This window comes from Thalassospira sp. TSL5-1, from assembly GCF_001907695.1.
Lineage (GTDB): Bacteria > Pseudomonadota > Alphaproteobacteria > Rhodospirillales > Thalassospiraceae > Thalassospira.
The window spans coordinates 1,333,454-1,354,322 of record NZ_KV880638.1; the positions used below are offsets into that span (position 1 = coordinate 1,333,454).

The 20,869-nt window shown below is 54.4% G+C and carries 17 protein-coding genes and 3 tRNA genes; 13 read left to right on the forward strand and 7 right to left on the reverse strand.

Annotation, left to right across the window (positions count from 1 at the left end):
* Positions 1 to 44: 44 nt before the first annotated feature.
* The 3 genes from LF95_RS15640 (at position 45) to queG (ending at position 5,484) form a co-directional block, all read left to right on the forward strand.
* Entirely contained in the window at positions 45 to 1,346 is a 1,302-nt protein-coding gene (locus LF95_RS15640; RefSeq protein ID WP_073955939.1) for a FecR family protein, read from the forward strand.
* A gap of 158 nt (positions 1,347 to 1,504) precedes the next feature.
* Positions 1,505 to 4,042, forward strand: coding sequence for a TonB-dependent siderophore receptor (locus LF95_RS15645; protein WP_252509787.1), 2,538 nt, complete (start codon positions 1,505 to 1,507; stop codon positions 4,040 to 4,042).
* A gap of 302 nt (positions 4,043 to 4,344) precedes the next feature.
* On the forward strand, positions 4,345 to 5,484 hold the full coding sequence (gene queG / locus LF95_RS15655; protein ID WP_215905689.1) for a tRNA epoxyqueuosine(34) reductase QueG: 1,140 nt from the start codon (positions 4,345 to 4,347) through the stop codon (positions 5,482 to 5,484).
* 4 nt (positions 5,485 to 5,488) lie between these two features.
* On the opposite strand, the gene LF95_RS15660 is transcribed toward queG, so the two are convergent.
* The gene (locus LF95_RS15660; RefSeq protein ID WP_073955941.1) at positions 5,489 to 6,277 is read right to left on the reverse strand and encodes a phosphodiesterase; all 789 of its coding nucleotides are present in this window, start codon (positions 6,275 to 6,277) and stop codon (positions 5,489 to 5,491) included.
* An 80-nt stretch (positions 6,278 to 6,357) separates the two neighbouring features.
* Between LF95_RS15660 and LF95_RS15665 the strand changes: the two genes are divergently transcribed.
* From LF95_RS15665 to LF95_RS15675, 3 genes are read left to right on the forward strand one after another with little or no spacing between them, the layout of a single operon-like run.
* A complete protein-coding gene (locus LF95_RS15665; protein ID WP_073955942.1) occupies positions 6,358 to 6,630 on the forward strand; it encodes a ribbon-helix-helix domain-containing protein in 273 nt (90 codons plus the stop codon).
* The gene (locus tag LF95_RS15670) at positions 6,631 to 7,617 is read left to right on the forward strand and encodes an NAD-dependent epimerase/dehydratase family protein (RefSeq protein ID WP_073955943.1); all 987 of its coding nucleotides are present in this window, start codon (positions 6,631 to 6,633) and stop codon (positions 7,615 to 7,617) included.
* Positions 7,618 to 7,627: 10 nt separating this feature from the next.
* Entirely contained in the window at positions 7,628 to 9,535 is a 1,908-nt protein-coding gene (locus LF95_RS15675; RefSeq protein WP_073955944.1) for an asparagine synthetase B family protein, read from the forward strand.
* Between the two features lies 1 nt (position 9,536).
* On the opposite strand, the gene LF95_RS15680 is transcribed toward LF95_RS15675, so the two are convergent.
* Positions 9,537 to 10,625 (reverse strand): Hpt domain-containing response regulator, encoded by a 1,089-nt coding sequence (locus LF95_RS15680; protein WP_073955945.1) that lies wholly within the window; start codon positions 10,623 to 10,625, stop codon positions 9,537 to 9,539.
* A gap of 621 nt (positions 10,626 to 11,246) precedes the next feature.
* Between LF95_RS15680 and LF95_RS15685 the strand changes: the two genes are divergently transcribed.
* Complete coding sequence (locus LF95_RS15685; RefSeq protein ID WP_073955946.1) at positions 11,247 to 12,137, forward strand: formylglycine-generating enzyme family protein; 891 nt, start codon at positions 11,247 to 11,249, stop codon at positions 12,135 to 12,137.
* A 31-nt stretch (positions 12,138 to 12,168) separates the two neighbouring features.
* Positions 12,169 to 12,993 (forward strand): DUF6969 family protein, encoded by an 825-nt coding sequence (locus tag LF95_RS15690; RefSeq protein WP_252509788.1) that lies wholly within the window; start codon positions 12,169 to 12,171, stop codon positions 12,991 to 12,993.
* Positions 12,994 to 13,117: 124 nt separating this feature from the next.
* Here LF95_RS15690 and LF95_RS15695 read toward each other — a convergent pair whose 3' ends face one another.
* On the reverse strand, positions 13,118 to 13,516 hold the full coding sequence (locus LF95_RS15695) for a c-type cytochrome (RefSeq protein WP_073955948.1): 399 nt from the start codon (positions 13,514 to 13,516) through the stop codon (positions 13,118 to 13,120).
* Positions 13,517 to 13,774: 258 nt separating this feature from the next.
* On the opposite strand from LF95_RS15695, the gene LF95_RS15700 reads away from it, so the two are divergent.
* Positions 13,775 to 14,908: a SpbR family protein gene (locus LF95_RS15700; protein WP_073955949.1), complete on the forward strand. Its 1,134-nt coding sequence runs from the start codon at positions 13,775 to 13,777 to the stop codon at positions 14,906 to 14,908.
* A gap of 193 nt (positions 14,909 to 15,101) precedes the next feature.
* On the opposite strand, the gene LF95_RS15705 is transcribed toward LF95_RS15700, so the two are convergent.
* The 4 genes from LF95_RS15705 to LF95_RS15720 form a co-directional block, all read right to left on the reverse strand.
* Positions 15,102 to 15,178: transfer RNA gene (locus LF95_RS15705), tRNA-Pro, on the reverse strand.
* Between the two features lie 258 nt (positions 15,179 to 15,436).
* A tRNA-Pro gene (locus tag LF95_RS15710) sits at positions 15,437 to 15,513 on the reverse strand.
* A 258-nt stretch (positions 15,514 to 15,771) separates the two neighbouring features.
* Positions 15,772 to 15,848 (reverse strand) — tRNA-Pro (locus LF95_RS15715).
* Positions 15,849 to 15,937: 89 nt separating this feature from the next.
* Complete coding sequence (locus LF95_RS15720) at positions 15,938 to 16,948, reverse strand: polyprenyl synthetase family protein (RefSeq protein WP_073955950.1); 1,011 nt, start codon at positions 16,946 to 16,948, stop codon at positions 15,938 to 15,940.
* A 245-nt stretch (positions 16,949 to 17,193) separates the two neighbouring features.
* Here LF95_RS15720 and LF95_RS15725 point away from each other — a divergent pair, with 245 nt between their 5' ends.
* The 4 genes from LF95_RS15725 (at position 17,194) to LF95_RS15740 (ending at position 20,800) form a co-directional block, all read left to right on the forward strand.
* On the forward strand, positions 17,194 to 17,469 hold the full coding sequence (locus LF95_RS15725) for a putative signal transducing protein (RefSeq protein ID WP_073955951.1): 276 nt from the start codon (positions 17,194 to 17,196) through the stop codon (positions 17,467 to 17,469).
* Between the two features lie 111 nt (positions 17,470 to 17,580).
* Positions 17,581 to 18,405, forward strand: coding sequence for a tRNA1(Val) (adenine(37)-N6)-methyltransferase (locus LF95_RS15730; protein ID WP_083607719.1), 825 nt, complete (start codon positions 17,581 to 17,583; stop codon positions 18,403 to 18,405).
* A gap of 80 nt (positions 18,406 to 18,485) precedes the next feature.
* A complete protein-coding gene (locus LF95_RS15735; RefSeq protein WP_073956332.1) occupies positions 18,486 to 18,728 on the forward strand; it encodes a hypothetical protein in 243 nt (80 codons plus the stop codon).
* 383 nt (positions 18,729 to 19,111) lie between these two features.
* Positions 19,112 to 20,800, forward strand: coding sequence for a methyl-accepting chemotaxis protein (locus tag LF95_RS15740; protein ID WP_073955952.1), 1,689 nt, complete (start codon positions 19,112 to 19,114; stop codon positions 20,798 to 20,800).
* Positions 20,801 to 20,869: the final 69 nt, after the last annotated feature.

Below are 20,869 nucleotides of genomic sequence, written 5' to 3' on the forward strand. Positions count from 1 at the left end.
ATTTTTCTGTGGTGGATCGCAGGCCAGAAAACAGGAACAAGCCGGTGACTAGAAATTCAGACGGGCAGGACCCGCTTAACACCCGGTCGGCAGACCAGGATGAAACCAGCCGCCAGATCAGCGATATTGCGATTGACTGGCTGGTAAAGCTGTCTTCTGACCAGGTCACGCCCGATATGCAACGGCAATATCAGCACTGGCTGGCGCAATCGCCCCGGCATGTGCAGGCCATGACCGATGCCCGCACCCTGTTTGACGGTATCGGCCATACGGCCACAGCCAAACAGTGGCAGGAAGCTGGCGATGTGGAATCTGACAATGCTGTGAACGCGCCCGATGTTGCGGGCGTTGCCTTCAACAGCAAGCTCACTGGTGCGTCAAACCGTCTGTCTGAAACCAGGCCCGTTTCATCCCCCAATGCGCATATTACGGGGACGGGCGCGCGTGGGGACCATAAGGAAGTGGTGGCAAAGGTGCCGGGCCATGATGGCAAGGGCGAATATGCTTTGCCCCGCAATGGTGCGGCTTTGACCCGGCATCGTCGCGCGGGCACTGGCGCGCGTACTGGGATCGGCGGCCGGACCGCCATGTGGCTGGCAGTTTTGCTGGTGCTGGTTTGTGGGGCTGGCGCGGCCATTGTGCCGGGCATGGTCGGTCCGGTCGCAGGTTTGTTTGCCGATTATGCCACCGGCATTGGCGAACAGAAAACCATTACCCTGGCCGATGGCACGGTGGTGTATTTAAACACGGCCTCCGCCCTGTCGGTTCATTACACACCAACCCGGCGCGAGGTGCACTTGCAGGCGGGCGAGGCGTGGTTTGATGTCCATAAAAACCCCAACCGGCCCTTTGTTGTTATGGCGGGCAACGGGCAGGCACGCGCGGTTGGCACATCCTATGACGTGGCGCTGGTTGATGGTGCCGTTCATGTCCGGGTCAGCGAAGGTATTGTCGCGGTTTCTGCGGCCAATGGGGAGGAGGCCGCATCGACAGCAGATTTGCCGGATGCCAGCGGGCTGGAAAATGGCGGTGTGCATGTTTTGGCCGGGCAGCAGATTGCCTATGATGCCAGCGGGCAGTTGGGTGCAGTCCGCACCTTTAATGATGCCGGGCAAAGTGCATGGTTGCGCGGCAAGCTGATTTTTAACCAGCAACCGTTAAACGCCGTCATTGCTGAAATACAGCGTTACCGCAAAGGGCGCATCATGCTGGTCAATCAGGATTTGGCATCGTTAAAGGTCAGCGGGGTGTTTGACCTGCATGACCTTGATGATTTGTTGAAATCGATTGATGAAACAACACCGGCCAGCGTTATTTCAACACCGGTTATGACCCTAATATATTGATTTAACGTATTAAAACGCAGCCATAAAACTTTTGTGCATTTTTTTTGAAAAATCTGCTGCAAGTTTGGTGGGCGGGTTTCGTCATATGATCAACAGCAAATGATAACGGTTATCAAAGTCATTTGCACTGGGGTGAGATTTTATAAGGGTTGATCACTATGACGTTCGGTTCAAACCGTACCAGCGGGCACAATGTGCCCTTGTCTGTTTTGCGGTCTGTTTGCGCGATGAACGCACATCACAAAAAGTCAGGTCCAGCCATTCGCCAGTTCGCGGGCAGGCTTTTGCTTGGCACGGTGCTATCGGGTGTGGTTATGGCAGGTGTGGTGGTATCGATTGCCCCGGCACAGGCGCAAAGCGGTGCATTGGCAAATGATGCCCGGGTCCAGTTTGATATTCCGGCGCAAAATCTGGATCGGGCACTCACCGCGTTTGCCGATCAGGCCGATGTGAAACTGTTTTTTCCCAGCGAAGGCATTGCCAATGTGCAGGCGGGGGCGGTGTCGGGCCGGTTTACCCGCGAACAGGCCCTGCAGATGTTGCTGAGCGGTTCAGGCTATAGCTGGCGTGTAACGGATGACGATACCATCACCATTATTGGCGGACTAGGCAGTACCGATGCCAGCAACGGCATCGTTCTGGACCCTGTCCGGGTTGAGGCCGCGCGCGAGGTTGAACGCGCCGATGGCCCGGTACAGGGATATGTTGCCAAACGGTCGCTTTCGGCCACCAAAACCGACACGCCGATTTTGGAAACCGCCCAAAGCATTTCGGTGGTAACAACCGAGGAAATTGAAGATCAGGGCTCGCAGACCGTTATGCAGGCAATGCGCTATACTCCGGGTGCCTTTACCGGGCAGGTTGGCGCATCCAACCGGTATGACTATGTGATTTTGCGCGGGCTGGTCGATCGCAGCATCGATAATATCTATCTCGATGGCATGAAAACCATGAGCGATGATTCGACCTATAGTTCAATGCAGATCGATCCCTATTTCGTCGAGCGGATCGATACCGTCAAAGGTCCGGCATCGGTTTTATATGGTCGGTCCTCGCCCGGGGGGCTGGTGGCGTTAAGCAGCAAAAAACCGGAATTCGAGCAAAAGGGGGAGGTTGAGCTTTCCTACGGCACGCGTAATCAGCGCGGTGTTGCCTTTGATATCACCGGCCCGCTGACCGAAGGCGACAAACTGGCCTATCGCCTGGTGGGGAAGGCGGATGCTGCTGATACCCAGTTTGACTATGCCAAGGAAGAACGTTACGTGATTGCACCGTCCTTAACGGCAAATTTCACTGACGATACAAGCCTGACCCTGATGGGATATTTCCAGCGTGACCCGGAAGGCGGCACGCATAATGGCGTTCCCGCCGAAGGCACGCTTTATCCCCATAACGGGCGCTATCTGCCGCGCGATTTCTTTGATGGTGATCCGTCGCTGGAAAAGTTTGATCGTACGCAAAATATGATCGGCTATGAGTTCGAGCATGATTTTGATGACGATCTCGGCTTCAAGCAGAATTTCCGTTTTCTGGATTCAGATGTTGATATTGACCAGATTTACCAAACCGGCTGGGATGGGAATTCGGACAATTTAAAGCGCGCCTATTATGGCGGTTATGAAAGCCTGCGGGCCTTTACCGTGGATAATCAACTGACCGGGAAGTTTGCCACCGGAAAGGTAGATCATACGCTGATTGGCGGGCTGGATTACCAGCATCGTCGGTCGCGGACCAATTATTGGTACACAGCGGTATCCAGCATCAATCCGTGGCAGCCGTCTTATGGGAATCCCGGTGTTACATTCGGCACACCCTATGCGCTGGCGACCAAAACGCTGGATCAAACCGGGATTTATGTGCAGGACCAGCTTGCTTATGAAAACTGGCGCCTGTCATTGGGGGCGCGTCAAGACTGGGTTGAAACCGATAGCCTGAACCGGCTGAATGAAAAACGCACCGGAGAGGATCGCAGCGAACTGACCACCCGGGCGGGTTTGCTCTATCTGTTTGATAACGGGATTGCGCCGTATATCAACTATTCGGAATCATTTAACCCCAATCTGTATGCCGATGCCAATGGGGACCCGCTGGCACCAACCAAAGGCACGCAATATGAAGCTGGGGTGAAATATCAGCCTGCAGGGCGCGATATTTTGCTAACCGCTTCGGTATTTCACATTGAACAGGAAAATGTCGCGATTGCCGACCCGGTCACTTTTGTCTATTCGCCCGCCGGGACGATCAAATCGCAAGGCCTTGAACTGGAGGCCCGTGCCAGACTGACCGATCAGTTCAGCGTGACGGCCGGTTATGCCTACACCGATGCAAGCTACGATGCCCCCGGGGATGCCAAGGATGGTAAAATGCCCATGCAGGTGCCCGAACACACCGCATCGTTGTGGGGGAAATATAGTATTGATGCCGGGGCGCTGGCCGGGCTGGATGTTGCTGCGGGGGTGCGCTATGTCGGCGAGACGTGGGCTAATGAAACCAATACCCAGCGCGTACCTGATTATACGCTTGTTGATTTGTCCTTTGATTACGATTTGTCGCGGATTGGTGTTGAAAATGCCGATATGCGCCTGAATATCAACAACCTGTTTGACAAGGAATATGTCGCATCCTGCAACAAGCTGGCAAACTGTTATCTGGGGCAGGAGCGCACAGTGCTGGCCACCTTGCGTTACCGTTTCTAGGCGTAATAACCTTTGCTGCTGTTTTGCCTGGACCCGGGGTTAAGGCAAAACAGCAAACCATCATCGGCATGAAAGGGCGCAGCTGAGATATTGCCGCGCCCTTTATTATATTGGCGGTCTGGGGGGACGACCAGAGGGGCAGGTCGGTCCAAAAGGCGGCAGCCAGGATAGGGAAAGACATTGCGTGCGCCCATACTGGATTTTTGGCTGTGGCAAATGTTATGAAGCACCTTATTGGCACTTTGCGCGCACTAAAGGTTTGGCGCGCAGGGTAAAGGGGCAACGGGCAGTCGGGTAGTATTTTGGCGCACAGCATTTCCTTTCGCGACATTCAGGACAAAGCCAAAGACATCGGCTTTGATGTGTGTGGTGTGGCGCGCCCGGAAATTGATCCGCGCAACCAGCAACGGCTGGATGAATTTGTCGCCGGTCGGGAATATGGCAGTATGGAGTGGATGGCAGACCCGGAACGCCTGCCGCGCCGCCGAGACCCGCGTGTTTTGTGGGAAGATGTGAAAAGCGTGATTGTGCTGGGCACCAATTACGGCCCGGCAGAGGACCCGCTAACCCTGCTCGATCACCCGGACCGGGCGATGATTTCGGTTTATGCGCAAAACCGCGATTATCATGACCTGATCAAAAAACGCCTGAAGCAGCTTGCCCGCTGGTTAATGGAGCAAAGCAGGGAAGGCGAACAGGTAAAAGTTTTTGTTGATACTGCACCGGTATTGGAAAAGCCGCTGGCGCAATCCGCCGCGATTGGCTGGCAGGGCAAACATACCAATGTGGTATCCCGCCAATATGGCTCCTGGCTGTTTTTGGGCGAGGTTTTTACCACCCTGGAATTTGACGATGCGCCGAACCGGGCGGAAATTGACCATTGTGGGTCGTGCCGCAATTGCCTGGATGCCTGCCCGACCAATGCGTTTCCCGCGCCCTATAAACTCGATGCCCGTAAATGTATTTCGTACCTGACCATCGAACATGATGGCGTGATCCCGCGTGAATTTCGCGTTGCAATGGGCAATCGCATTTATGGCTGCGATGATTGCCTGTCGGTCTGCCCGTGGAACAAATTTGCCAGCCGCACCGAAGAACTGGCCTTTATCCCGCGTGCCGAGCTTACCGCGCCGCGTCTGGCGGATTTCCTCGATATGGACGACGCGGCCTTCCGCGCCTTTTTTACCGGGTCGCCGATTAAGCGCATCGGCCGGGCAAAGTTTTTGCGCAATGTGCTGATTGCGATTGGCAATGCGGGCGACCGGCAGGTGTTGCCACACCTGCGTGCCTTGCTAAAGGACCCCGCCGCCGTGATCCGGGCGAGTGTTGTTTGGGCGCTATTCCGATTGATGACAACTGAAGAATTTGCCGAGATACGGCAAATCCAGCTTGCGGGTGAGCAGGACGAAACCGTGCGCGCTGAATGGGAAGCTGTGGCCTGATCAGCTATGTCGCCGAATTGGGCACGGTTTCAAAGTGATAACACACCGATGCTTCATGTTCGTTGATCAGGGCAATGCCATATCCCGGTTCCAGCCAGGCCTTGTCGGGAAGGCCGCTGCCGGGTTGCATGGCAAGGGGTTGGCCCTTGTAACTACTGGGGCCGCAGGTAAAGGGAATATCGCGCCACATACCCTGTAAGGGGCGGTGCAAATGACCAAAAAAGATATGCTTTACCGACCCGTGTGAGGCGATGACATCGCCAAAATCATCGGCATTTTGCAAATTGATGGAATCCATAAAGGGCAGGCCAACCGTGACCGGCGGATGGTGCATGAAAATCATAACCGGCAGGTTTTGCGATGCTGCCAGTTCGGACGACAACCATGCCAGGCGTTTTTCACACAGGATACCGGCATCCTCCCCCGCGATCAGGGTATCAAGCAGTACAAAACGAATGCCATTATGGGTGAGGGCATGGTTGATAAAGCCGTTTTTATCCTGCCGGGTGGTGGGCAGGGCGGCAAGCAGCGGGGCACGGGCATCGTGGTTGCCAGGAATGACATGAACCGGCATGGGCAAATCGCTAATGGTGCGGGCAAACAGGTCATATTGTATTGGCGTGCCATCATGGGTCAGATCGCCGGAAATGATGCACATCTCGGCATCGCTGTGCCATTGGCAAATATCGGCAATGATGCGTTGCAGGGTTTGTTGCGGGGTGGGGCTGCTTGCCGCATTTCCTGCCGGGGCGGGGTCGATGAAATGACAGTCGCTTAGATGAATTATTTTCATGATGATCCCGTTTGTCCCTTACGGTGTGTCGCCGAAGACTATATCGTGATATTTCGCCTGTTTGTTCAATGGAATATTTAATGACTGACCTTGTTCGCAAACGTTCAATTACCATTGCCGGGCATCGCACCAGTTTTTCGCTGGAAGATGCCTTTTGGCAGGAATTACAACACATTGCCGAACGCGAAGGCCATTCGATAGCGGAAATGGTGGCATTGATTGACGAAGGCCGGGAAGGCAATTTATCAAGTGCCTTGCGATTATATGTTCTGGGTGATTTGCAACGCCGTTTAAACACGGTCACGCAGGTGCAACATGCCGTTTCCCCCGCCAAAGAAGGTGAAGCAGACTAAATGAACACCCCTCTGAAAATGGCTATCACCGGGGCCAATGGTTTTGTCGGGCAGGCGGTGTGCAAGGCCGCCCTTGCCGATGGTTTCGAGGTCCGCCCGCTGGTGCGTAATGAATCAGCCCTGGCACAGTTGCCTGCCGAATTGCAACCCGACGCCCGTATTATCGGCACGATTGATGGCAAAACCGACTGGACCGGGCATCTTGACGGGGTAGCATGTGTGGTGCATCTGGCTGCAAGGGTGCATGTGATGAATGAAACGTCGGGCGACCCGCTTGCGGCCTTTCGCGCGGTCAATGTCGCGGGCAGTTTGCAGTTGGCCCGTGCGGCGGTGGCACAAAATGTCTCGCGGATGGTGTTTGTCAGTTCGATTAAAGTCAATGGTGAGGAAACCCGCTTTTCTGCCTTTGATGAACACAGCCCGGTTCACCCGCAGGACCCTTATGGGCACTCCAAGGCCGAGGCCGAAGAGGCCTTGCGGGCCTTTTCGCAGAAATCCGGTTTGGGATTAACGATTTTACGCCCGCCTTTGGTTTATGGGCCTGGGGTAAAGGCCAATTTTGCCGCTCTTGCAAAACTGGCCTTGCGGGGTATTCCCCTGCCATTCGGTGCCATTCGCAACCATCGCAGTTTGATCCATGTGGATAATCTGGCTGATGCCTGTGTGGTGGTGGCGCGCCACCCGGCTGCGAGTTACCAGACCTATATGGTGTCTGATGGCGAGGATTTTTCGATAGGCGAAATGATCGCGCTTTTGGCCGAAGGCATGGGGAAAAAGGCGGTGTTGGTACCAGTACCGGTGTCGGTCTTATCCTGTTTGGGGCGAATAACGGGAAAATCGGCACAGATACAGCGCCTGACGGGATCCTTACAGGTCGATAGCCGTGCTATCCGCCGGGATTTGCGCTGGTTGCCACCCATCGAGGCCCGGGATGGTTTGCGCCGGGTTGGGGCGTGGTTTGCCGGTAACGCCACAAAGTACGATTAGGGCAGCTTGAATGTGCGGCCTGGCCGGTACGACCGATCCTGAGGCATTTGACTGGGTTGTTGCCGCCTCGACTGCGCTGGCCCATCGCGGACCGGACGGGCACGGGATGTGGCAGGATGGTGGTACCATTCTTGCCCATCGTCGCTTGGCGACAACGGATATTCGTGCCGTCGCCTCGCAGCCGATGCACAGTGAAAATCAGCGATTTGTCTTTGTTTTTAACGGTTATGTGGCCGGGTATCGCCGGTTGCACGCCCAGTTAAAAAGGACGGGAATTACCGGCAGTGCCGGGGCGTCGTCCCATTCGGATACAGCCGTTTTCCTTGCCTTGCTGGCACAGGCGCTGACATCGGATGCGTTGGGCAGGCTATCCGAACGCATGGCGCAAATGCTTGGGGATATTTCGGGGGCTTATGCCTTTGCCTTGTGGGACCGGCAACAACAGGCCCTGTGGCTGGCGGTGGATCCGGGCGGGCAAAAGCCGCTTTATGTGGCAGAACGTGCGGACGGGCATCTTTTCTTTGCTTCCGAATTAACGCCGTTACGGTCAGCTCCGGGCATTGCGCAGGATCATGATGCGGAGGCGTTTGACCTGTCATTGGCGCATTTGTTTATTCCCGCCCCTAAAACCGCTTTTCGGTCTATTCGTCAATTGCGGCCTGGTGAGGTTTTGTGCTGTCAGGGCGGCAGATTAAGCCGTTTTCAGCTTTCTGGGCCGAGGCAGCTAAAAGGCCAAAGTCACGACGTTGCCATTTATGCGTTGCGCAAGCGTGTGTATCGCGCGGTGGCGGGGGCCATGCAGTGTGACAGGCCGGTTGCCTGTTTGCTTTCGGGCGGGATGGACAGTGCCGGGATTGCGGCATTGGCGGCACGTGTCGCACGGCATCGGTCCCGGGATCACAGAATGCCAACAGCCATTGTTATGGGGTTCCCCGGCACGCCATTTGATGAAACGGCCCGTGCCCGGCAATTGGCAGAGCATTTGGGCCTGAAGCTTAAAACTGTATCCGCCCCCAACCATGCTGAAGATATTTTATGCAGGTTGAAAAGTGCCCTGCGGGCCTTTGGCGGGCCGTTTTCAAACCCGGCGGTGATTCTGGCGCATTGCCTGGCCGAAACCGTGGCCGATATTGCCCCGGTATGTTTGACAGGCGATGGCGGGGATGAGGTGTTTGGCGGTTATCGGCGGTATCGTTTGGCGAATCATGCCGAACAATGGCTGAAAGTGCCGCAATATGTGCGACAGGCCGTGGCGGGCGGTGTGACTTGGGCCGAAACGGGATTGCGACGGGTGGGCGGTGGCAATGCGCTTGCCGGTGCAGGCAAGTTTCTGCGGGCAACGACCGGGCAGGCGGATGATGTGTTCAAGGCCTGGAATAGCCGGTGCATTTTGCCCGGATATGGCCGATTGCAGGCTGTTTTACCAGATGGGGTCGTGGATGAAAACGCATGGCCGCTGGCATCACGGATGATGCGGTTTGACCAGCGCGTGACGCTGGCGGGCAACCAATTGGCAATAAGTGACCGGATGGGCATGGCGGCCGGGGTGGAATATCGTCCGCCCTTGCTGGACCCGTCCGTCCGCGCGCTGGCAGCGTCAATACCTGTGCATGATCATGTAAAGGGCGGGGCCAAGGCCGTGTGGCGGGACGTGGTGTCACCGCTGGTGCCGGGGCGCTATCTGGCGGCGGCAAAGTCCGGTTTTAATCCGCCGATTGGCACATGGCTGCGTGATGTTTCCCGGCTTTTGTGGGCCGATGAAATACAGGCACAAGAACATCTGTTTGTGCGGGTTTCGATCCCGCTTGGGCAGCGGCGTGACATTTGGCAGCGTGCGCTTGCCAATGATTTTGATGCCGCCCTGACCGTTTGGAACCTGTTGGTGTGGCATATATGGCAAGAAGGCGAGGTTTTATAACTTACGAACTTAACGCCCAGGACCGGCTGCGACGATAAAGATTGAGGGCGGTAAGGGCCGTTGGGGCAAGTTGTACGACCCGGCGCGAAAAGTTGACAAGGTGATGTTCGTCAAGGTCGCTGCGGTCAAACATGTTATGGGCAGCGGCACATAAATCGGCCAATTGACGTAATCCGAAGGTATCGGAGGTGCTTTTTAGCGCATGAACTTCGTTGCGAACGGCGCCGAAATCACAGCGTGACAGGGCGTCGTCAATTTGGACCAGACGCGTTTCCGTCTCGCTGATGAAAAGCTCGATGCCAGCGGCGGCACCGTCAATGCCTACATCGTGATACAGTTTTTCCAGAATTTTAACATCCAGCACCGGGCTTGTCGGCAGGTTCTGAAGTGGCGAGGTGAAGCTGCGGCTTTTTTGCTGCATGAGCGCAAGCGGGGCCGGGGCGGCAGTGCTGTTTTTGCGGTCCGAGGTATTGTGTCGCAGAAGGTTTTCGCCAATGACACGTAACAGGCTGGCCCGCTGGATGGGTTTGCTGATGAAATCGTTCACGCCGGATTGACGGGCGATCATGTTCCAGTCGCGGGTGCGATGGGCGGAAAAGGCAATGATCGGAATGCGCGATGACGGGCCATCCATGTGGCGAATCCGCCGGGTGGTATGCAGGCCGTCCATGTCGGGCATTTCAACATCCATCAGAACGATGTCAACGGGAATGCCCCGGCGTAAAATATCGAGAACGGACTGACCATCGCCCGCTTCCATAACGCTGAAACCTTCGGCCTGCAGCATGCGGCGTGCGACCATGCGGTTTGATGCACTGTCATCGGCGACCAGAACCGTGCCGCGTTTGCGGTTTTCGACATCGGCAAGAGAAGGGCGTAGTTTGCCAGCTTGAAGATGCGGACGAACCATGCAGACAGACAGCATACCGCCATTGTCCAGGCTGGTTTCGTCAAAGACCAGATCATCCTCGGCAATACCGGTTATCAGTTGATTCCAGGCCGGGTTCGCAAAAATAAGACGTTCATTGGCATCAAATAACGCAATGCCCGCATTTGACTGCGAGAGCGCATCGAGAAGCTGTTTTTCCATAGGCCACCTTGTTTAACCGGCGCCCTTGTCCCGAAACTGGAAGGTTCTTGCTTTTATCGATGTTCATTTTGCTGGTGAACATGGCAATATTTTCCCCGTTTTCCCGCAATAAGTCCATGATTTTGTTGTTTTGCGACGTAAAGGCGAGGAGAAGGGGGAATGGGTTTTTGTGGGTTTGTGCAGTTGTTGTGCAATAAAATCGGCGCCACCCGGGGGAGGAGTGGCGCCGTTCACACTCGCGGGAAGGGGAAAACCCGCTTGAGAAGACGTTCGTTCGTCAGGGTGTTGGCATGTTTTGGTAAATGCAGGGGGGAGAAGCATTTACCGTATCAACTGCCTGGCACAGGCCGTTTGATGTCTGCCAACACAATTATAATGACAGAAACAGCCGCCGCTGTCTGGTCACGGATATTCACGCTTTCGTGACAGTTTGACATGTCCCTGAAATGGCAGTGTTTTGCCCGTGTTGGGAATGTTCCGGGGCATGATGGATATGGGGGATGGTGCCGGTTGCTTGACATTGGCCGGACGGTTTTACAAAGATACGGCGTTTAAGTCGCAGGCGGGGGCGGGGCAGACTTGAATATGTAATGACCTGACTTTTGGGAAAATGAAAATACAATGATGTTGCCAACGCGACACAGCCTGTACCGGACTGCGATGGGGCTGGCGGCTGCGATGTTTTTGTCATCGCACAGCCTACCTGCGCGGGCAGATAACATTCCCCTGCCTGAAATGACCGTTGTGCCAGCGGGATGGTATTGGCAGGGGTCTGACGCGATTGAACGCGATTATGCCTATCGTATCGATGAACAGATTTACGGCGAGGATATGGCCCGCCGTAACCGCTGGTATGATTCCGAAATTGCCAAATGGCGTATTTACCTGCCGCAATTTGAAATTTCCACCACCCCTGTCACCAATGCCCAATATGCCGCCTTTGTGAAGGATACCGGGCATCCTGCCCCTGGTGTGACAAAGAAAATGTGGGACTCTTATGGGCTGGTTCATGGTTTTGAGGCAACCAGGCCCTTTGCCTGGAAAGATGGCCGGCCCCGCACGGGCCGCGAAAATCATCCGGTGGTGTTGATTTCGTGGCAGGATGCGTTGGCTTATGCCCGGTGGCTGAGCGAAAAAACGGGTGATACCTGGCGCCTGCCCAACGAGGCGGAATGGGAAAAGGCCGTGCGCGGGCCGGACGGAACGTTTTACCCGTGGGGGAATATCTACGATCCGGCGCGGTTAAACAGTGCGGATCGTGGTCCGTTTGATACCATGCCGGTCAAATCTTTTCCGCCGGGGCCTTTCGGTCTGTATGACGGGGCAGGCCAGGTGTTTGAATGGACCATGACGCAGCAGCAACCCGGTGCCCGCATTGTAAAAGGCGGTTCCTGGGATGACCGGGGCTGCGGGGTGTGCCGTCCGGCAGCCCGACACAGCCGACCCGAACATTTGCGCCATATCCTGATTGGGTTTCGGGTGTTGCGTGTTGCTACCCACAAGGACAAGTAAGTATTTTTACTTGTAATTTTTATCGGCAAGCATGACTGTAGCGAAGCTGGCGCAATGCCGGTTCGACATTTCCATTCGACCAGGTCAGGAATGGGCGGTCGGCTTATCAAATGGTAATAAAACCATGACAGAACTTGAAATTGACTGGTCGGCCCTGTCGGTCAGTCAGCTTAAAAACATGATGTCCGCCGGGCGGGATGTCATGGAATGTCATCGGGTTCTTTCGGCGACGGGGGACAATATCGTCGGAGAACTGATCCGTACTGCAGGGGCGTTTTATGAATGGACGCATTACCCGCAGGGCGACGTCTATGACCGCACCAGCCATGCCCAGTTTTATTATCATGCCCATCCCAAAGACCAGCAGCGCGAATGGGATGAACATGGGCATTTTCACACCTTTATGCGTCCGCGTGGCATGCCCGAAATGGTACGCCCGTTAGCGATAGATGGGTTTGAAATGCCCAAGGGGCCAAACGAGGCCCTGTCGCATCTGGTGGCGATTTCGATGGATCAATACGGCTTTGCCCAGCGGCTTTTCACTACGAATCGCTGGGTGACTGGCGAAGTCTGGTATGATGCCGAAAGCGTCATTTCGATGCTGGATAATTTCATCATCGATCACGCCCAGCCCTCTTGGCCGGTCAATCGCTGGGTTTCGGGCATGATTACGTTTTATCGCCCGCAAATCGAAATTCTGGTGCGCCAGCGTGATGCGGCGGTTGCCGCCTGGGCCGCATCGCACCCGGACCGCGATGTGTATGAGGATCGCGACCTGGAGGTGACATCGGTATGTTCGATTCGCGTTGAAGAGCAAATGCGCGCCATTTCGAGCGAGCTGGCCGCCCGGCGCTAAAGCGATTTGTTGCTGCGGTGTGATGTGTCGCGCGCACAGAACGTGCAAAAGGCCGTCCCGATGACCGGGACGGCCTTTTGCGTTTTGGGATGTGACGCGGTACAGGACAGTACCGCCCGGAAGATCAGTTCTGCTTGAGATACTCGATCACGTCCTGAATTTCCTGCTCGTTTTTGAGCTTGAAGGTCATTTTGGAACGTTCTTTGGTTTGAGCAATCTCACTGATTTTTGACGACGGATCTTTCAGATACTCGTCCAGAAAGGCTTCGTCGGTAGTGAAGCCTTTTTCGCAGGCATCCTGATAGCCACGGCTGTATTTATAGTCGGCAATCGAACCGCATGCGCGGCCAACAACGTTATGCAGCGACGGGCCGACCTTGTTTTTGCCTTCCTCGATCGAGTGGCAGGCGGCACATTTTTTAAAGACTTTCTCGCCTTTTGCGGCATCCCCGGCAGCAAATGCAGCGGTGCTGAACATTGCAGTGGCGGAAACGGCAATAGCAAGCATTTTGATAGAATTCATTTAAAAGGCCTCTCTCTTGGCATGTGGCGTGGAGCCCACGCCGAACGCAACGCGGGAACTTTTTGACAGTCCCCAACATGTAACGCAATCAAAGCACGACAGATGATGGAATCATTATAAGTCGCGGCATGTGATCACAAACAGGTTATCCTACCCGGATATGAAGGTGAATAAATTGCGTTCAATCAAAGGGCGCTTACGTGTATAGTAACAGATGTAACGGCAGGTGGAATTTCCAGCCGTAGCAGGAGAGGTTACGTGGCCCCGATTACAAAAAACGATGTCGCCAAACTGATAAATGACCCGTCTGCGAGCAACCGGGCCGAAACCGCTGAGAAAATCAGCAAGCAGTTCAGCGACGAACACTTGTCCGAAAACGAACGTGTGCTGGCGGAAGATATTTTTCGCATCATGATCAGGGATGCGGAAGTCCGGGTACGCAAGGCGCTGGCACGCAACCTCAAGCAGACGCCGTTATTGCCCCATGATGTGGCGGTAACACTGGCGCGCGATGTGGATGCGGTGGCCCTGCCGATTTTGCAGTTTTCCGAAATTCTTAGCGACAGTGATCTTGTCGATATTATCGGCGAGGGACCAGACAGCATTGAAAAGCAGCGTGCGATTGCAACGCGCTCCACAGTGTCCGAGGTGGTTTCCAGCGCCCTTGTCGAGGCAGGGAACGAAGATGTGCTGGTGGATCTTATCGGCAATAACGGGGCGGAAATTTCCGAACAGTCCTTGCAAAAGGTCCTGGATGATTTTGGCACCAGCGAACGCATTCAAAAGCCGATCATTTCGCGCAATCATTTGCCCATCACGATTGCCGAACGCATGGTGACGCTGGTTTCCGATCGTTTGCGCAGTGAAATTGTCGCTCGTGGTCATTTGCCTGAGGGTATTGTCAATGCCGTCATGACCCAGTCGCAGGAAAGCGCCACCATTGGCCTTTTGGGCGATGATAGCGAAAGCCGCGATGTTGAAATTCTGGTCGAGCATCTTCATGCCAATAACCGGCTGACCGGCGGGCTGATTTTGCGGGCATTGTGTATGGGCGATATTGCCTTTTTCGAAGCGGGCATTGCACGTCGGGCATCGGTTTCCCTGATTAACAGCCGAATCCTGATCCACGACTCCGGTCTTTATGGTTTGCAGGCGATTTATAACAAGGCCGATATGCCCGCCAGCTTTTTCCCCGGTGTGCGTGCTGCCCTTGAGGTCGCCCATGAAACCGACATGGATGGCCGCGAAAAGGACCGGGAACGCTATTCACGCCGCATGATCGAACGGATCCTGACGCAATATGGCGACCTTGGTGTTGAATTTGACTCGGCCGATGTTGATTACCTGATGGGGCGGATGTTGCAATTGCCCAGCGAAAACAGCCTGCACTAGATTCCTTATCTTTTAGATTGCTGCTGTTTTCAGGGCGATCGTTTTTGCGCACCAGTTGGTAGTACCTTCTGGTGCGTATTCTTTTGGGGCAGGGGTATTACCTGGTGCCTTGCAAGGTGGGGATGTGATTTGGGCTGGTTTGGGTAAAAAGAAACCCCGTCGCCATGTTTCAGGCGCCGGGGCTTCCAACTGATGGTCGGAGCGAGAGGATTCGAACCTCCGACCCCTGCCTCCCGAAGACAGTGCTCTACCAGGCTGAGCTACGCTCCGTCAGTGTCGGCGATTGTCTATCCTGTATGCTTTGTCAGTTCAAGCATAATTGAGGTTTTGGGGTTATTTTTTTATCGAATTGTTCACGGGGTTGAATGGGCAGATACCAGTTAAAGTTTGCGGTTTTGTGATACCTGATGGGGCGATGGTCGCATTGCCAAGCCGTGTTGAAAGATAGGCTGAATTGGTATGGGGATGTGCGTGAGAGAAAATGAAAAAGGCCCTGAAACGCCAAAGCATTTCAGGGCCTTTGAATGATGGTCGGAGCGAGAGGATTCGAACCTCCGACCCCTGCCTCCCGAAGACAGTGCTCTACCAGGCTGAGCTACGCTCCGTCATTGTCGGCGATTGTCTATCCTGTATGCTTTGTCAGTTCAAGCATAATTGAGGTTTTGGGGTTATTTTTTTATCGAATTGTTCACGGGGTTGAATGGGCAGATACCAGTTAAAGTTTGCGGTTTTGTGATACCTGATGGGGCGATGGTCGCATTGCCAAGCCGTGTTGAAAGATAGGCTGAATTGGTATGGGGATGTGCGTGAGAGAAAATGAAAAAGGCCCTGAAACGCCAAAGCATTTCAGGGCCTTTGAATGATGGTCGGAGCGAGAGGATTCGAACCTCCGACCCCTGCCTCCCGAAGACAGTGCTCTACCAGGCTGAGCTACGCTCCGTCATTCTGCGAGCCGGGTATTAATCGGTATTGAACCGGTACGCAAGGAATTTTTTTATCAACATCCGCACGCGGAATGTTTTGGCACCGTTAATAGGGCCGGGAAATGCAAAATTCGACAGCTTCGATCATGGCATCCTTGATCGGACCGTCGGCAAAACCGGCCAGGTCATCAATGGCTAACTGGCCATATTCGCGGGCACGGTCCATGGTCGCTTCCAGGGTGTTGTATTTGCGGATCAGGCCTTGTGCATGGTCCAGGTCGCCATCGCGGAAATCCTGGTCTTCCATGCAGCGGCGCCAGAAGGCCTTTTCGTCCGCGTCGCCATTGGCATAGGCGATAATGACGGGCAGGGTCACTTTGCCATCGCGGAAATCATCGCCGACGGTTTTGCCAAGGGTCGCCTGATGAGCGGAATAATCCAGCACATCGTCAATCAGCTGAAAGGCGGTGCCCAGATGCAGGCCATAATCGCGAAGGGCAATTTCTTCTGCTTCCGGGCGACCGGCAATCACTGCACCAATATGGGATGCCGCGCCAAACAGGGCCGCGGTCTTCGCCATGATGACATCCAGATAGGCCTGTTCGGTCGTTGCCATGTCATTGGCCGTTGAAAGCTGCATGACCTCGCCTTCGGCAATAACAGCCGAGGCACGGGCCAGAATATCAAGCACCTTTAACGATCCGTTCTTGACCATCAGCACGAAAGAGCGAGCAAACAGAAAGTCACCGACCAGAACGCTGGCTTCGTTGCCAAACAGCGCATTGGCGGATTCCTGCCCGCGCCGCAACAGGCTTTCATCGACGACATCGTCATGAAGCAGGGTGGCGGTGTGAATGAATTCAACACAGGCTGCCATATTGACCGCTGAATCGCCCTCTTCATACCCGCACAGGCGGGCGGAGGCCAAAGTCAGCATCGGGCGCATGCGTTTGCCGCCTGCGGCAACCAGATGGCTGGCAAGTTGCGGGATCAGGGCAACATCGCTGTGCATGTTGTCGATAATCACCTGATTAACCCGTTTCATGTCGGCATCAACAAGGTTGACCAGGGAATCGAGACTGGGCTGTATGGTGTGCTGCGGTGCAGTGTTATTCACGCTCTTTTCCGAAACAATTCATGCGGCATACCCGGGGGATCGGGCAGGCGACGCTGGTTTCATAATGAGATCAGGCACCCTAAAAATAACGGTCCCTGACTGTGGCCCAACATAATGACGCCGGGTATTGACGGTCAAGTGGACAAATCAATACCGCTTTCTGACGCATTGAACAATTATATGCTATGGTCATAATGATAAATTCGCATTCCAGCGGTATGAATTTTCAGGGGAAGCCGTCCAATATGATCGAACTGATGCGCAGCAATGATCCGGTTGAACTCAGCTGGGTCCAGTCCATTCTGGCTGACGAGGGGATTGAAAGCCTGATTTTTGATTTTCATGCCTCTATTCTGGATGGATCTATTGGGGCTTTGCCGCGTCGTTTGATGGTGACACCCGACGATGAAAGCCGTGCCCGCTATGCTTTGGAAATTGCCCGCCGTGATTTGGGGCGCGAGACACCGTCGCACGGCGGCGATGTTGAAGAAGGGATTGGCAAGGATGATCTGCCGGGGTAACAGGCAGGTTATATTTCCTGTCATCCCACCGGTTATATTTACCGTGATGCCGTTTCATTGTTCTTGGCATTTTGCCCCGTGACCATCCATTAGCCCATTCATGACCCCGATATGACCGATACAGCACCCTTGCCAGAGCCAACCTGTAACCAACATGCCTTGTACGATAAACTGATTGTGCCGCGCTTTCCCGAGGACAGAATCAGCCATGATTTTTTGCAGGGCGGTGCGGTTATTTTAAAACAGCCGGTGGATGGCTATCGGGCGGCGGTTGACGCGGTTTTGCTGGCGGCATCGGTGCAGGTTGGCGGGCAGCGGGATCGAAAAATTCTTGATGTTGGGGCTGCCGTTGGGTCCGCCGGGCTTTGTGTGGCGCGCCGTATTGACGATGCCCTTGTTACCGGGGTGGAATTGCAAGACGACCTGTTTGCCTTGTTTTGCCGCAATATTGTTGAAAATGGTTTTGAAGGCCGGGTTCATGCCCTGCATGGCGATATTAATGACCGGCAATTGCCGCTGAGCGCCGAAAGTTTTGACCAGGTTATTTCCAATCCGCCCTATTATGCCGGGGGAACACGGCCAGCCAATCAAAGCCGGGCTACTGCCCACCAGGAAGGCAGTGCCGACCTTGCCGCCTGGATTGGCTTTTGCCTCAAGATGGTGCGCCAGAAAGGGCGGGTAACGCTGGTACATCGTGCGGATCATTTGGACCGAATTATTGGTTTGCTGTATGGCCGGGCCGGGGATATGACGGTTTATCCGATCTGGAGCAAGGCCAGCGCCGATGCGCCCTTGCGGGTGATTGTGTCGGCGCGCAAGGGGGTTTCATCACCATTGAAAATGCGCAAAGGCCTGGTTTTGCATGACGAGGCCGGTCAGTATTTGCCCGAAATCGACAGTCTGTTGCGCAAACCGGCACAACTGCCCGGTTTCTAAAACCGGATGAATTGATTATAACACTGCCGAAACGCTGCCAGCCCGGAATGTTTTGATAAATACTTATCGCGGGGATGTTGATGCTCAGTCTGTCACAAATTCTGTTTACGGCCCTTGTCATTGTCGTCGTGTGGCAACTGTCACGGTTTTTCGGGCGGAAAAATGCAGGCCAGAATACCCGCGATGCAGCTAATAACCGCGCCGAACGTGGCCGGAACCGTCAAACCGGCAATAATCGACAGCCTGCAGCCCAGGATATGGAAAAATGCCCGCATTGCGGCGTTTATCATGCCGAAGGCCTGTCTCATCGCTGTCAGGACTAATTCCAGCTGTTTTTTCTGCGGGTTTCGGGTTTTGCCTGTCTCTGCAGTTCTCGCTTTTTCCCCGTCTATCACGTTCGCCAGATTGCGAAATATGCTGATATCCCCCTCATCCAAAGGGATAGCTAGATAGTGCTGCAGTAAATTGTTATCTATACTATTGACTAAACAATAGATGCTAACAATGTTACCTTTTGCGCTCTACGTATAGGTTTTATGTAGCAGCCATTGCACAACACAGGATTTTAACCGCCCGGCCATTGCCGTCAGGCCTCTGAATCATGCGCTTAAGTGACGTCGTCATTTAAGGGGATTGGGGGGGAGGACGACCTGTGTCCTGGTTAATATCGTGCTGAGAAGCCCGGTAAAAACACGATGAGGCACATATGGAAGTTGTTTCCAATCTCAAGATTTCGCGAAAGCTGATGCTTGCCTTCGGGGTGATGCTTTTGCTGAATATTTTCACCAGCGTATTCGCCGTTTTCAAGATGCAGGCGATTAACGAGACCTCGACCGAAATCGCGGTTAACTGGCTGCCCAGCATCTCGGCGATTAACGACATCAATGACAGCGTAAACAAGGTGCGCATCTTCCAGTTGGCGCATGTGTTGTCTGATAATGCAGACAAAATGACTGAATTTGAACGTGATATCGGCCATCAGCTTGAGCAGGAAGCAGGCCAAGCCAAAACTTACGAGAAGCTGATTTCGTCGGAAGACGAACGGGCGTTGTGGCAAGAGGCAAGTGCGTTACTGGATCAGTACAACGGTTTGTGGGACCAAATTGTTGTGCTTTCCAATAATAACCAGAATGCGCAGGCGCGCGATATGGTGCTGGGGAAGGGCGAACAAATTATTGTTAAAATTCGCGATATTCTTCAGCAACTTGTGCAGCTTAACCAGCAAGGGGGCGAAGATGCTTCTGCCCGGGGTGATCAGGAATATTTCTGGTCGCGCATGTTGATGATAAGTGTGGCGGCGGTTGTTTCGTTGCTGACAATCGGGTTTTCGTTCCTGTTGTCGCGCGGTATTGCTACGCCAATCGTGAATATGACAAGCACCATGTCGCGGTTGGCTTCAGGGGATAAAAGTGTTCAGATCCCCGGTATTGAACGCAGGGACGAGATTGGCGAAATGGCAGCAGCCGTTCAGGTGTTCCGCGACAATATGATCGAGGCCGAACGCCTGGCCAAGCAGGAAGAAGAACAAAGTCGCCTGCGCAGCCAGCGTGCCGAGCGTATTGAAGGGCTGACCAACGCATTTGACCGTGAAGCAGGCATGACGATTGCCGCTGTTGCCTCTGCCGCGACCGAGCTTCAGTCCAACGCAAAGTCGCTGTCGTCACAATCGGATCAGGCATCGCATCAGGCATCGACCGTTGCCTCTGCCGCGACCCAGGCGACTGGTAACGTGCAGACGGTTGCATCCGCAGCCGAAGAGCTTTCTGCGTCGATTTCCCAGATTGCCAACGAGGTCGCACAGGCCGCTGCAGTTTCTAAAAATGCGGTGGAGCAGGCCGGGCATACGGGCCGTATTGTCGGTAATTTGCAGCAATCCGCCGTCAAGATCGGCGAAGTCGTTAACCTGATTAACGATATTGCCAGCCAGACCAATTTGCTGGCCCTGAACGCGACCATCGAAGCCGCCCGCGCGGGTGAGGCAGGCAAGGGTTTTGCCGTGGTGGCAAGCGAGGTTAAAAATCTTGCCAACCAGACTGCACGGGCAACAGCCGATATTGGCGAGCAGATTGCCGCGACCCGCAACGCAACTGACGAAGCCGTCGAAGCGATTGCCGGTATTGCTCAGATCATCGAGAAAGTGAACGAAATTGCCAGCAGCATTGCCGCTTCCATCGAGGAGCAGCAAGTGGCAACGGGTGAGATTGCCCGTAACGTTGAAGAAGCTGCCCGGGGCACCCAGGATGTCAATAGTAACATCTATGAGGTGACAAATGTGATCCAGGGTACGGGTGAGGTTGCGAAGGACGTTTTGCAGGCATCTTCGGAACTTTCGGTCGAAGCCGAAAAAATGCGCAATATCGTCAGCAAGTTCCTCGATAACGTCAAATCCGCCTGATTGCGGTTCTGGTTTTCTTGAAATTGCCGGATTGACCGGGCTGTTTACCCAAACAGCCCGGTCTTTTTA